15 protein-coding genes are annotated in these 14,694 nt (G+C 31.2%); all 15 read right to left on the bottom strand.

Annotated elements, in window-relative coordinates; genetic code table 11:
- Positions 1-9 precede the first annotated feature (9 nt).
- The 15 genes from EDD60_RS09615 to EDD60_RS09545 all read right to left on the bottom strand — a co-directional run bounded on the left by EDD60_RS09615 (position 10) and on the right by EDD60_RS09545 (position 14,684).
- Positions 10-729, bottom strand: coding sequence for a pseudouridine synthase (locus tag EDD60_RS09615; protein WP_066443298.1), 720 nt, complete (start codon positions 727-729; stop codon positions 10-12).
- Entirely contained in the window at positions 726-1,193 is a 468-nt protein-coding gene (locus EDD60_RS09610; protein WP_066443300.1) for a hypothetical protein, read from the bottom strand. The genes EDD60_RS09615 and EDD60_RS09610 overlap by 4 nt, the downstream gene beginning before the upstream one ends.
- 135 nt (positions 1,194-1,328) lie before the next feature.
- On the bottom strand, positions 1,329-1,484 hold the full coding sequence (locus EDD60_RS09605; protein WP_082787311.1) for a DUF1540 domain-containing protein: 156 nt from the start codon (positions 1,482-1,484) through the stop codon (positions 1,329-1,331).
- Positions 1,485-1,506: 22 nt separating this feature from the next.
- Entirely contained in the window at positions 1,507-1,692 is a 186-nt protein-coding gene (locus EDD60_RS09600) for a sporulation protein Cse60 (protein WP_066443301.1), read from the bottom strand.
- Between the two features lie 39 nt (positions 1,693-1,731).
- The gene (locus tag EDD60_RS09595; RefSeq protein ID WP_066443306.1) at positions 1,732-2,610 is read right to left on the bottom strand and encodes an aldose 1-epimerase family protein; all 879 of its coding nucleotides are present in this window, start codon (positions 2,608-2,610) and stop codon (positions 1,732-1,734) included.
- 9 nt (positions 2,611-2,619) lie between these two features.
- Entirely contained in the window at positions 2,620-3,750 is a 1,131-nt protein-coding gene (gene nagA, locus EDD60_RS09590; RefSeq protein WP_066443307.1) for an N-acetylglucosamine-6-phosphate deacetylase, read from the bottom strand.
- 89 nt (positions 3,751-3,839) lie between these two features.
- Positions 3,840-4,586 carry an SDR family NAD(P)-dependent oxidoreductase gene (locus EDD60_RS09585; protein ID WP_066443308.1) on the bottom strand — a complete coding sequence of 249 codons (747 nt, stop codon included), beginning with the start codon at positions 4,584-4,586 and terminating at the stop codon, positions 3,840-3,842.
- A gap of 238 nt (positions 4,587-4,824) precedes the next feature.
- A complete protein-coding gene (locus tag EDD60_RS09580) occupies positions 4,825-5,244 on the bottom strand; it encodes a hypothetical protein (protein ID WP_066443309.1) in 420 nt (139 codons plus the stop codon).
- Between the two features lie 357 nt (positions 5,245-5,601).
- A complete protein-coding gene (gene rbfA, locus EDD60_RS09575) occupies positions 5,602-5,937 on the bottom strand; it encodes a 30S ribosome-binding factor RbfA (RefSeq protein ID WP_066443314.1) in 336 nt (111 codons plus the stop codon).
- 12 nt (positions 5,938-5,949) lie between these two features.
- Positions 5,950-7,800 carry a translation initiation factor IF-2 gene (infB, locus tag EDD60_RS09570; RefSeq protein WP_066443316.1) on the bottom strand — a complete coding sequence of 617 codons (1,851 nt, stop codon included), beginning with the start codon at positions 7,798-7,800 and terminating at the stop codon, positions 5,950-5,952.
- A 4-nt stretch (positions 7,801-7,804) separates the two neighbouring features.
- Positions 7,805-8,107: a L7Ae/L30e/S12e/Gadd45 family ribosomal protein gene (locus tag EDD60_RS09565; RefSeq protein ID WP_066443317.1), complete on the bottom strand. Its 303-nt coding sequence runs from the start codon at positions 8,105-8,107 to the stop codon at positions 7,805-7,807.
- Positions 8,097-8,351 carry an RNase P modulator RnpM gene (gene rnpM, locus EDD60_RS09560; protein ID WP_066443318.1) on the bottom strand — a complete coding sequence of 85 codons (255 nt, stop codon included), beginning with the start codon at positions 8,349-8,351 and terminating at the stop codon, positions 8,097-8,099. Before rnpM ends, EDD60_RS09565 begins: the two co-directional genes overlap by 11 nt.
- A gap of 11 nt (positions 8,352-8,362) precedes the next feature.
- Entirely contained in the window at positions 8,363-9,772 is a 1,410-nt protein-coding gene (gene nusA / locus EDD60_RS09555) for a transcription termination factor NusA (RefSeq protein WP_066443320.1), read from the bottom strand.
- 16 nt (positions 9,773-9,788) lie between these two features.
- Positions 9,789-10,250, bottom strand: a complete 462-nt coding sequence (locus tag EDD60_RS09550) for a ribosome maturation factor RimP (protein WP_066443323.1) — start codon at positions 10,248-10,250, stop codon at positions 9,789-9,791.
- A gap of 114 nt (positions 10,251-10,364) precedes the next feature.
- The gene (locus EDD60_RS09545) at positions 10,365-14,684 is read right to left on the bottom strand and encodes a PolC-type DNA polymerase III (protein WP_066443324.1); all 4,320 of its coding nucleotides are present in this window, start codon (positions 14,682-14,684) and stop codon (positions 10,365-10,367) included.
- Positions 14,685-14,694 lie beyond the last annotated feature (10 nt).

Below are 14,694 nucleotides of genomic sequence, written 5' to 3'. Positions count from 1 at the left end.
TATTTTTTATTATTGTAGCATAGATTCATCTTTTAATCTATCTAATTCTTCATTCGTTAATCGACGATACTCTCCTAGTGCCAAAGATTCGTCTAATTCTAAATTTTTCATACGAATTCTCTTTAAAAAAACAACTTCTTTCCCTACTGCCAAAAACATTTTTTTCACTTGATGAAATTTTCCCTCATAAATTTCAACTTCAATTTCACTTGTTGTCTCATCATGTGATAAAATTGTTAAATGGGCTGGTTGACATTGATAATCATCAATCGTTATACCATCCAAAAACTTTTGAACATCATCATTTGTCACAACACCATTTATTTTTGCATAATAAACTTTTGGACAATGTTTTTTAGGAGACAGTAATTGATGAGCTAAAACACCATCATTTGTCAACAACAGCAACCCAACTGTATCAATATCTAATCTTCCTACAGGAAATAAATCATTACGATAATAATCATCGATTAAATCTACAACTGTAGGATGTAATTGATCTTCAGTTGCACTCACATAACCACTTGGTTTATTTAACATATAATAAACTTTTTCTTCATATGTAATGACTTCATCATCCACTTTCACCACGTCTTTTTGTGGATCAACATGCATTTTATCAGTCTTTATCGTTTCATCATTAACACTAACAAATCCTTTTTTTATTAATTCCTTTACTTCTTTACGTGTTCCAAAACCACTATGGGCTAATAATTTATCTAATCTCATTCCTTCACCTCAATATACTTGATGACTTTTTTAGATTTTTGTTCATCTTGATAATAAGAAATATAAACTTTAATTGATTTTTTTGAAGAACATTCTCCAGATAATTGAATACCTTTATAAAAATGATTTTCTTTATCAACCAAACCGACTTTCAAGTGATAAGGTTCATCGTCAAATAAACCAATCACTGGGCACATTTTTTTATCAGACTCACCAGCATACGCCATAGCCTGTATATCATACATATCAACTTGAGCATGATCAATAAGAACATCATAACGATAACCTTTATCCATTTGATTAAAAATAACGCGTATTTGAAAATCAAAATCCTGATCAAAAGACTTTTTTGTTATTAAATGATCTTTAATTTGTTGATATTCTTCAAAACGAGGGTCAATTTGTGATTGTGTACATGAAACACAAAACAATAAGGTGACCATCAGCCATATGATTTTTTTCATATTATCACCTTTTCTATTATAACATCTTTATCATAATGATGAAAGTCATGATTAGATATTCCTTGATTTTTCTTATTTTTCATATAAGTATTTCTAAATTGTACAAAAACAAAAGAAAAAGGCTAAATTAGCCTTTTATTTACCTTTACATTCAAATGTATCACACGCTGTTTCAGAAATATGTTTTGCTTCATTACAATGACAATTATCTACATGAATACAACTTGCTTCACATTGACCATCACAATAATACTTACAAGTATCCACGCTACATTTTACATCTTTAGCCATGGTTTCACCTCCACATCATTTATTATGGCGAAATTTCTGGTAAATATACAATCATGCAACTAAAACTATACTCTAACTCGCCATTATGTGAAGTCAATGCGACTTGATACTTTAATTCTTGAATATTCGGATTTTCTTTTTCTAAAAAGTCATTCAAAGCATCTTCTAAATCTAATTCATGTGTTTTTTCAATAATTTTAACTTTCATGAAAAAATCATAACACATCAATTATAAATATTTTGTCATTTATTGATTAATTTCAATAGTAAATTGACATTCAAATTCTTGACCTTCAGGTAATTCTACAACGCCTTCTTTATTTTTAAATTCTCCTTTAAAATCAACATAATCACTATGTCCAACCCAAGGTTCAATAGCTAATAAACCACCAACATGTTTACTTGTCCAAATTCCTAAATGGTTAAAATTATCCATATAGAAACGTAATGATTTTTGATGATTTAAAGATTTTAATGTCACATAATGAGACTTAAAATCTTTTACGACAATTGCATCATTATTAAACAATGCTTGTCTAACAAAGAAACGTTTTTCATTATCAAATAATAATGTTGTTTTATGAGACATTCCTTTACGTGCAACATCAATGATTTTTTGATTTAAAGTTTCATTTTGCTCAAATTCAATATAATAATCATTACTTGATTCATTTTCCATAAAGGGACAAGCAAAAGCAGGATGTCCACCAATTTGGAAATAAATTGTTTTTGTATCAGTATTTTTAACAATACAATGACATTGTAATTGATTATCAGTTAATGTATAAATCACTTTTAAATCAAACAAATAAGGATATTGTTTTAAAATATCTTCATTTGGTGTTAATTCAAATTCAACACAAGTATCAGATAATTGATGAGTTGCATATTCATTATGACGAGAAAAACCATGTTGTGTCATTGTATAAGTTTTTCCATCTATGCGACATTCATTATTTTGTAAAGCTCCAACAATTGGAAATAAAATCGGTGCACTATTGGCCCATAACTCAGGATCTCTTTTCCACATATAATTCAAATGATCTTGTTGACCAATAATCTTAATGATTTCTGCCCCTTTAGCATTTAATTCAACTTCTAATACATCATTTTTTAAAGTAACCATAATTTTCTCCTACTTCATTTGCCCTTTAATCATTGTTTGTTGGATACGAATATCTTCATCAAAGAAAATAATATCAGCATAATTTCCAACTTTAATTTCACCTAATAAATCTTCATGTAAACTTTGAGCTGGGTTATAACTTGCAAGGTTAACAGCTTCATTTAAAGTTAATCCTAAATGACGATAAGCATTTCTAACGCAATCATTCATATTTGCAATACTTCCAGCTAATGCTCCATTTGCTAATCTTGCTTCACCATTTTTAACATATACTGGTTGGTTCCCTAATTTATATGTTCCATCAGGTAATCCAGCTGCTTCAATAGAATCTGTAATTAAAATGAGCTTATCTTTTCCTTTAGTACGAAGCAAAGCTTGAGCTGCTGCAAAATTAACATGAATACCATCTAATATTAACTCAGCATAAACACTATCATTAATCATTACAGCGCCAACAACTCCAGGTGCACGATGTGTTAATGGTGTCATTGCATTAAATGTATGCGTTCCTGAAGTAGCTCCAGCATCAATGGCTTTTTGTGCTTCTTCATATGTCGCATTTGTATGACCTAAAGATACGACTGTATTTTTATCATTTAAGTACTCAATTAATTCAATTGAATGTTCCAATTCAGGAGCGATAGAAATCTTTCTGATAATATCTTGATGATCTTTAACAAATGATAAATAATTTTCAACTGTTGGTAAGATCATACATTCTTCTGGTTGAGCTCCTTTATATTTTTTATTAAAGAAAGGTCCTTCTAAATGTGTCCCTAAAACTTGAGCTCCTTCAACCTTATCTTTATAAACCGCAATATTTTCAACTGCCTTAGCAATATCATTAACTGGCATCGTCATTGTTGTTGGTAATAATGTTGTAACTCCAGTTTTTAAAGCTGCTTTTGAGATTGTATTTAAATCTTCAAAAGTTGGATACATTGTATCACTACCACCACGACCATGGGTATGAACATCAATAAATCCAGGTGCTACATATTGTCCTTTCGCATCAATCACGTCCTCATCAGTTGGCTGACGATCACTAATTTCAGTAATTTTATCATCTTCGATAAAAAGATTTTTTTCTACAATTTCATCATGTAAAATAATTTTCCCGTTTACAATACATTTTTTCATTTTTTTGTCCTCCTGTGCTTATTATACCACTTATTAGTTCATCTTCAAATAAAATACATACAAAAAGGTATACATCAGTATACCTAATTCTATGACATTGTCGCACCATCAACTGATAAAACAACCCCAGTTATGTAACTTGCCATTTCACTTGCTAAGAAAACAAAAGCATTAGCAACATCTTCAGGTTCCCCTACACGTCTTAATGGAATTGTATTAATAATTGGTTGAATCACTTCATCTGGAAGGGCTGCAACCATATCAGTTTTAATGACTCCTGGAGCTACTGCGTTCACACGAATGTGATCTTTTCCAAGTTCTCTTGCTAAAGATTTTGTCATTCCGTTAACAGCAAATTTAGATGTTGGATATCCAGCTCCTGCAGGTTGTCCATATAAAGAAACCATTGAGCTTGTATTTAAGATAACACCTCCACCTTGTTCTTTCATAATATGTGCAGCTTCTTTTGAACATACAAAAACTGCATTAACATTTAAATTCATAATCTTTTCAAAATCTTCAATATTATAATCAAAGATTTTATCTCTTTGTGAAATACCTGCATTATTTACCAAAATATCTAAATGTCCAAATTCATGAACAACTTTTTGGAAAGCTTCTTTAACTTCATTTGCATCCATTAAATTAGGATATAAACCAATCACAGGATAATCCGGATTTTCTTCTCTTAATTTTTCTAAAGCAACTCTTACAGTTTCTTCACGTGAACCAAACAAAGCAACTTTGGCTCCTTGTTTTAAAAATTCTTTCACAGTTGCATAACCAATTCCTCTTGTCCCGCCAGTTACAATGGCAACTTTATTCTCTAATAACATTTTCGTCCCTCTTTCTTTTCAATATAACAATATTTTAGTCTATTCTTGCATTCTTGTCAATTATTTCACATATAAACATGTAAAATGATTTTATGACAAAAGACATTCTAAATATATTAATTGAATAGAAAATGGGAAGTGGCAATCATCCATTTCCCATTATTATCAATCTATTAAGTTTTTAGTTGTGAAATAAAGTCGTTGACAAATATCATTTTCATTAATTCAAAAAGCTATTTTATTGATTGGCTTGAATGATTTTAAGAACTTTATTTTCAGTGGCATCATCATAATACAATAATGAATAATTATCTTTATCCATACGTACATAAATATAACTATCATCATCTTTATTGACATAAACATCTCTATTCATATAATATAACGCATTTGTTGTTAATTCATTTATTTGATTACGTTCCAAACTCTTTACATATTCATGAATTGTTCCATAATAATCAAATCCCTTTTCAACTTGATGAACTTTATCTTCATCACGATCATAGTGACTATAATAGAAATGACCTAATAAATTACATGCAGGAATACTTGTCGTTGGCGTCAAATTATCATCATTTGTTTGATAAAAACTATGATAAGCAAGCCATCCTGTTAAAATTGTCAACCATATAAAAACAATAACCAAGACTTTTTTCATATATTATACACGCTCCCTCTTGTCCATTTGAATTTATATTCATCAAAAAACATATATCCACCACAACCTATAGTTTTTACTAATGAATTCCGTGAATTATAAAATGATAAACACACATAATTATTGAGACTCATTCAGTCAATATACCTCTTAAGTTCATTATATGTTGTTCATATTATAAGTTCAATAAAGTTTGCATTATATTTATAAAATTCTATATTTTATTTATGACTATCAATACATAATAAAATGGAAAATAGCAGTTACTATTTTCCATTATTATAAATCTATAAAGTCTTGTAATCATTGATTACAAGACTCATTTTAGTTATTAGATAAAACATAAATACTTATCTTTTATTTTTCTTTAAGTTCTTCAATAATTGTTTCAATTTTATTACCATACTCCAAAGAAGTATCCAATATAAAATGAAGTTCAGGACACTTACGAATTGTTAATCGTTTCGCAAGTAAACTACGAATAAATCCTTTTGATCTTTCTAATGCTTCCATACTCTTTTTAGTATTCTTATTCAAGAAAGAAACATAAATTTTAGCAATTGATAAATCACTTGTGATATCTACTCCAGTGATTGTACAAAAACCAATAGCAGGATCTCTTACTTCAGTTTGTAATATATCAGAAAGCTCTCTTTGAATAATGCCATTCATTTTTTCTTTTTTCATGACCACAATGAATCACTCCTACTTTCTTTCTACTTCTTCCATGATATATCCTTCAACAATATCTCCTTCTTTGATATCATTGTAGTTTTCAATTGTCATACCACATTCATAACCGCTTGCAACTTCTTTAGCATCATCTTTGAATCGTTTTAATGAAGCTAATTTCCCTTCATAAATAACAACTCCATCACGAATTAAACGGATACCACAATCTCTACGGATATATCCATCAGTTACATAACATCCAGCGATATTTCCAACTTTTGAAACCTTAATAACTTGTCTAATTTCAGCTTGTCCTGTAACAACTTCTTCCATTTCAGGTGCTAACATACCTTTCATGGCAGCTTCAATTTCTTCAACCATCTTATAGATGATATTGTGTAATCTGATTTCAACACCTTCTTCTTCAGCTTTTCTTCTAACATTAGCATCAGGACGAACATTAAATCCATAGATAATTGCTTTAGAAGCACTAGCTAATAAAACATCAGATTCACTAATAGCACCAACAGTTGAACGAATAACATGGACTCTAGCTCCATCAATATCAATTTTTTCTAATGAACCTTTAACGGCTTCAGCAGTTCCATTAACATCAGCTTTTACAATGATATTTAAATCAGCAACTTCACCATCTTTAATTTGATTAAATAAATCATCAAGACTCATTGCTGAACTAACACCACGATCTAGTTCTTGTTTAGCTTTTTGTCTTTCTTCACCAACATGACGAGCTGTCTTTTCAGTTTCAAAAGCCATAAACTTATCTCCAGCAACTGGCACTTCATTTAATCCAGTAATTTCAACAGGTGTTGATGGTCCAGCTTCTTTAAGATCACGTCCAGAATCATCTAACATTTGACGAACACGTCCAAAAGCTGTACCTACAACAATTGGATCACCAGATCTTAAAGTTCCATTTTGAACAAGTAATGTAGCAACTGGTCCACGACCTTTATCTAGTCTACCCTCAACAACACTTCCATATGCATAACGTTTTGGATTTGCTTTTAAATCAGCTAATTCAGCAACAACTGTTAATGTTTCTAATAATTCAGAAATACCAATCCCTTTTTTAGCAGAAATATTGCAATAAACAGTATCTCCACCCCATTCTTCAGGCATTAATCCTAATTCACTCATTTCACCTTTAATACGTTCAGGATCAGCACCCTCTTTATCAATCTTATTTACTGCAACAACAATTGGAACACCAGCTGCCAAAGCATGGTCAACAGCTTCTTTTGTTTGTGGCATAACACCATCATCAGCTGCAACAACAATAATAACAATATCAGTAACTTGAGCTCCACGAGCACGCATAGCAGTGAAAGCTTCATGTCCTGGAGTATCTAAGAAAGTGACTTTCTTTCCATTAACTTCAACTTGGTAAGCTCCAATATGTTGAGTAATTCCACCAAATTCTCCATCAACAACTTTTGATTTACGAATAGAATCCAATAACGTTGTTTTCCCATGGTCAACATGTCCCATGATAGTAACAACAGGTGGACGACTAACCAAATCAGCTTCATCATCAACAATTTCGATTTCTTCAAAATTGATTTCACTGACAACAACTTTTTTCTTTGATTCATAACCATACTCAAGACAGATTAATTCCACTTGTTCATCATCCAAAGACGAATTAATAGTAACCATTGTTCCAAGCATAAATAAAACTTTAATAACATTGGCAGGTGTTTGACCAATTTTCTCAGCTAATTCACCAACAGTGATACCATCTTCATATTCAACAATTCCATCACCTAATATCTTTTCTTCTTTTTTATTAGGGATATTTGAAATTAATTTCTTTTTATGCTGATTCCCTTTCTTTTTTGTTGTATTATTCTTTTTTGCCATAATATCAACCTCCTAACTTTGATTTGATTTTATCTGCAAAACCTTTATCTTTAATCCCAACAACAACACGATTATCTCTCCCAATTGCGTGGGACAAATCATCTACTTCTCCTATCACTTGATAATCAATATGATAATATGAACATTTATCTTTAAATTTCTTCTTTGTATTTTCACTTGCATCTAAAGCAATCATAACAAAGTACACACGATTATTACGAATATCTTTTAATAAAACATCTCCTGTACTAATTAAACGCGCACGACTTGCAAGTCCTAACAAAGACAATACATCTTTATTGAGCATAGCTTTTTAATTCCTCATAAACAGAATCTGGAATATCCACTTCTAATGCTCTTTTTAAAACACCCTTTTTTTGAGCAATTTCAATCGCTTCAAGGCTTCTTTTTAAATATGCCCCACGGCCATTCATTTTACCCGTTGGATCTACAAATACTTCTCCTTCTTTGTTTCTCACAACACGAATAAGTTCTTTTTTAGGTAATTGCTCACCTGTCGCAACACATTTTCTTAAAGGAATTTTTTTCATAAAAATCACCTCTATTTTTCATCATAATATTTATCAAATTCATCATAGTCAATATCTTCGTCATATTTAGGATCGTAGTCATAATCATCATCTTCTTCATCATAGTCATCATCATAACCATCAAAAGATTCTTCTTCACTTGTAACAAGATCATTTTCTTCATCATCAAATGATTCTTCATCAGCGACTTCTTCAACACTTTCTTCAACTTCTGTATCTTCTTCAAAGCTTTCTTCAAAATCTTCTACAGCTTCAGGTTCTTCTACATCCATAACGATTTTTTCAACAATTGGTTCTTCAACTTCTACAGGTTCTTCTTTCGTCATTTCTGCTTCAAATGATTTTTCAAATTCAGCATCTTGACCATAAACAATACCTTCTCTAGCAGCTTCACTAACAGATTTAATATCAATCTTCCATCCAGTTAAACGTACTGCTAATCGTGCATTTTGACCTCTTTTACCAATTGCTAATGATAACTGATTGTCAGGAACAATAACCAAAGCACTATGATCTTCTTCATTGATATCAACACTTACAACAACAGATGGAGATAAAGCATGAGAAATAAAGACAACTGGATCTTCATTCCATTCAATAATATCAATCATTTCACCATTTAATTCATTAACAACATTACGTACACGACTACCTTTTGGCCCAACACATGAACCAATTGGATCAACATTTTCATTTGTTGTATAAACAGCAATTTTACTACGATCCCCAGCTTCACGAGACACAGATTTAATTTCAACAGTTCCATCATAAATTTCTGGAACTTCCATTTCAAACAATCTTTTCACTAAACCTGGTTCAGTTCTAGAAACCCCAATATGAGTTCCCTTCGTATTTCTTTCAACATCACTTACATATACTTTAATATGTTGACCTTCATAAATTTTTTCTCCAGGAATTTGTTGATTAACTGGCAACAAAGCCCCAGTTCTACCAATATTGATAATCGCAAAACGATCTTCTACACGATCAACAACACCAGTAATAATATCATCCTTTTTATCAACATATTCATTGTATAATGTTTCTTTTTCAGCTTCTCTGATTTTTTGTTTTAATAATTGTTTTGTTTGAATCGCTGCTAAACGACCAAAAACTTCAGGATCAACTTCAGTGACAACATCATCTCCAACTTGATATTTTGGATTAATCATTTGTGCTTCTTCAATTGATAATTCATAGTCCTCATCATTCACATCATCAACAACATGTTTAATTTCATATAAACGGATTTTACCTGTATTAGCATTGATATCAACACGAATTATAGATTCAGGTCCACCATAATTCTTTTTGTATGATTTTTCTAATGCTTCTTTTAAAGCATCTAAAACAACTTCCTTTTGAATTCCCTTTTCACTTTCCAATAACTCTAAAGCTTGGATAAATTTTTTACTAGCCATTTTTCTTTTTTCCTCCTTAAAATTTAACAGCTAATCTGATGAATGCAATATCATCATATTGAATAGAACATTTTTTCTTTATATTCTTAACCATATATTGAAGTTCAATTGTATCCCCATCAACATTTAAAATTGTTCCATAAACATCATTCATTCCAAACATTGGATTTTTAAATTCAATATAAACATATTCTCCAATAGATTGTTGAACCTTTTCTAAAGTCTTTAATGGTTTTTCAGCACCTGGTGAAGATACTTCTAAATAGTATTCATTTGTGATGATATCAGCTTCATCTAATTGATCACTAATCGCTTCACTAACAGCTACGCAAGTATCCATATCTAAATGACCAACATTTTTTTCAATAAAAATTCTTAAATACCATTCATTCTTTTCTTTCACATATTCAATGTCATCAAGGTAAACATCATGTTCACTTAAAATAGGTTGAATTAAACTTGTTATTTTTTCTAGCATATAATCCTCCATTTACAAATATAAACGAGAGGGTTTCCCCTCTCGTAAAACACTGACTACACTAATAATATAACACACACAACTAGAAAAAACAATGCTTTCATCATTATTTTTCTACAAATCAAACAAAGATAACTGATTTTCTTCAGACATATCTTCAAAAACCCCGATTTTTGTCAAAAAATCAATTTGTGTGTTGGTTAATTTCGTACGTTTCATAACATCTTCCTTAGATAAGAAAGAATTTTGTTTGCGGGCTTCAACAACACTATCACCTACGGCTGCCCCTAATCCATCAATTGAAATAAATGGAGGTAATAATCCACTTTCATCATCAGGATCTAATATAAAACAACGTGAATCAGAATTCTCTAAAGAAATATTATTAAAATGAATATCTCTTTCAAACATTTCTAAAGCAATTTCAAATACTGAAATCAAAGCTTCTTCTTTATTAGAAATCTTAACCCCATTTTGTTTATCACTTAAAATTTCCTGATATCTTGCTAAAACAGCTTCTTTTCCTTGAATCAAAGTTTCAATATCATAAGCATCACAACGTGTTGTAAAATAAACTGCATAATATTCACGTGGATAATAAAGTTTCCACCAAGCCACACGAATCGCACTTAATACATAAGCAGCAGCATGGGCTTTTGGGAACATGTATTTAATTTTCTTACATGATTCAATATACCAAGTTGGAACATCATGCTTGCGCATTAATTCTTCATATTTCTTTTCTGGGAAAACTGCTGGTGATTTTCCTTTACGTACACACTCCATAATATCAAAGGCATCTTTATTTGGTAAACCTTTTTCAATTAAATAAACCATAATATCATCACGACATCCAATAACTTCTTTTAATGTACATGTTCCTGAGCTAATTAAAGTCTCGGCGTTTCCTAAGTAAACATCCGTCCCATGAGAAAGTCCTGATAAGATAACCAAATCACTAAAAGACGTTGGATGAGTTTGTTCAAGCATTCCACGAACAAACTTCGTTCCAAACTCAGGCAATCCTAAGGCTCCAGTTTTACAATTCAAGAAGCTTAAATCAATCCCTAAAGCATCAGTAGAATTAAATAAACTCATCACTTTTGGATCATTGGTTGGAATGTCTTTTGGGTTAATTCCCGTTAAATCCTGTAACATCCTAATAACTGTTGGATCAACATGTCCTAAGATATCGAACTTAAGGACATTATCATGAATGGCATGGAAGTCAAAATGCGTTGTTTTCCATTCAGCTGACAAATCATCAGCAGGATATTGATATGGAGTAAAATCATAGACATCCATGCTTTCAGGAATAACAATAATTCCTCCGGGATGCTGTCCTGTGGTACGTTTAACACCCGTACATCCCTTAGCAATTCGTTCTAGCTCAGCAGCACGTATACTATTTTCTTTACCCATTAATTCAGCATATCCTTTTGCATAACCATAAGCTGTTTTTTCTGCTACAGTAGAAATTGTACCGGCACGATAGACATGACTTTCACCAAAGATTTCTTTTGTATAAGCATGCGCTGTTGGCTGATAATCACCTGAGAAGTTAAGATCAATATCAGGAACTTTATCCGCATTAAATCCTAAGAACGTTTCAAATGGAATATTATGTCCATCACCTTTTAAAGGCTTTCCACATTTTGGACAAATTTTATCTGGTAAATCAAATCCATTTGCGATAAATCCATCAGGTAAAAATTCACTATATTGACAATGTGGACAATAATAATGTGGAGGCAAAGGATTAACTTCTGAAATATTTGCCATTGTCGCAACGAAAGAAGATCCTACTGAACCACGGCTTCCTACCAGATATCCTGCTTCATTAGATTTCTTAACTAATTTATGAGCAATATAATAAATAACCCCAAATCCATGTTTAATAATGTTATCTAACTCTTTTGATAAACGTTTTTCAACAATTTCAGGTAAAACTTCACCATATTGTTTATGCGCATTATCAAAACACAATTGTCTTAAATTTTCATCTGCGTTATCAATATGAGGAGTAAATAATTTATCATGAACAACATGGAAACTACCATCAATCATATCAGCTATCTTATTCGTATTTTCAACAACATATTCATAACATTCTTCTGGTGTTAAATAAGGGAAACTAGCGAGCATTTCTTCCGTTGTACGGAAATATTCATCCGGTGTCCAAGCTTTTGGATCACTACGGTTTGTTAAAGGATGGAGAGTACCACCTAAACCAATTTTAGGATTGCAGGTAAAAACATCTCTAAAAATCTTATCTTTTTGATCAAGATAATGAACATCCCCTGTTGCTACTATCATTTTACCCATTTCCTTAGCTGCATCAACAATACGACGTAAAATACGTTTTAAATCTTCCTCTGTATCAATTCTTCCTCTTTCTACAAAGTAATCACAAATATCCAAAGGTAAAACTTCAATATAATCATAAAAAGAAATAGCTTGCTTTAATTCCTCCAAACTACGCGTCATTGCAAGTTCAAAGATTTCTGAATTATAACACCCACTCCCAAATAAAAGCCCCTCACGATAGAATTGTAAACGTTCACGAGGAATACGTGAAGTCTTTTCAAAGTAAGTTGTATTCGCTTCAGAAACCAATTTAAACATATTCTTTAGACCATCTTTATTCTTAGCTAGGACACACATATGTTTTGGACGTACTATCTTATATGCATTGACACATTCCATTGCATTCATATCTAATAGATTGTCTTTTTGATTTTGCATCATATCATGAAGCATCATATTAAAAACACCAGCTAAGACTTCTGCATCATAATCAGCACGATGGGCTGCTTCTCCATCATAGGCAATACGATAATGACGAGCTACATTCCCCAAACGATAACCTTTTGCTTCAGGTAGTAATTTCCATGCTAAAGTTAAAGAATCGACAGCAGGATTCGTTAATTTTTGATAACCATGTCTGACTAAGATTTCATTTAAGAAACCAACATCAAATGTTGCATTATGAGCAACAATAACATCATCCTTAAAGAAATCTAAAATACGTGGAATAAATTCATCAATTGTTGGGGCATCTTTGACATCTTCATTTGTAATATGGGTCAAATTTGTAATCTTTTGAGAAATGCGTTTATTAGGTTTAATTAAACTTTGTAAACGACCAATTTCCTGCCCGTTTTTATAACGTACAGCACCAAATTCAGTAATATCATCATCCATGACTGAAAGTCCAGTTGTTTCAAGGTCAAATGAAACAAAGGTCAAATCTTTTAATGGCACATCTTTTTCATTATAGACAACACTAAATTCAGGGTCAATCATATACATTTCAACCCCATAAATCATCTTAATCTTATTTTTAATACTAGCCATCTGGGCCTCTGGGAAAGACTGAACATTACCATGATCTGTCACAGCAATCGCTTGATGTCCCCAATAAGCTGCACGCTCTATGTATTCACTCATACTGCCAATTCCATCCATTGCTGACATTTTTGAATGGACATGTAATTCTACACGTTTTTTAGGTGCATTATCTTGTCGAACTTTAGGTGAAGGAATCACTTCAACCTCTCTAGCAATTATAACAGTATCTTTCGCATATGTATCATATTCAACATTTCCTTTAACTCTGACCCATACGCCACCTTTTTTCACTTTTTTCATTTCTTCAAGGCTATTGCCACCTTTATTTTCAAAACGCTTAACAACAATACTATTTGTATAATCTGTCACATAAAGTGATTGAATTGTTTTTCCTGTTTTGACTTTTTTAGAATCTTCATTAAAGACATATCCTTGAATCATAACTTCTTTAACAGTTTCATCAATTTCATCAATTGTTAATGAAAAATATTCTTTTTTATAACTTTGAAACTTTGCTTTCTTTTCCACAACAGGAGATTCTACTTGTTGATGAAAAGTTTTTTCATCAACTTGAACTTCATTTAAAGCACTCATTTCTTCTTGAATAGACTGATAGGTTTCATTATTTTGATCAATATAAGCATCAAAGCCAATCTGAATTCCAAACTTACTAAAATATTTATCAAAAATCTTATATAAATGTTGTAACTGATTCAATTGAATTTCATTTAAAACTTCCATCTTTAATGTATTTTCTTCAAAAGATAAAGAATCCTGATTTAAAAATTCAATCTGAGGAAAACGTTTCTTTAAACCATTAAAAATAAAAAGCGCATATTCTTTTACATCTTGATCAGTATAAGATGACATCCAATCAAAAATAAAATCACAAGGATAAGGAAATTCATTTTTAGCAGCAAAAAGAACCCTTATTTCTTCTAATGGCACAATATGTGAAGCAACAATATAAAACACATATGAATTATCAGCATTGACAACAACTTTCTCAATAGTTGCTCTTTTTAATTCGTTGACTTCATTTTCTAAATGGAGTTGTTGTAATAAAATCAACATTTTATTCATAAAATTCCTC

The organism is Longibaculum muris (assembly GCF_004343035.1).
Classification (GTDB): Bacteria; Bacillota_I; Bacilli_A; order Erysipelotrichales; family Coprobacillaceae; genus Longibaculum; species Longibaculum muris.
This window is presented reverse-complemented; position numbering and strand designations above follow the sequence as displayed.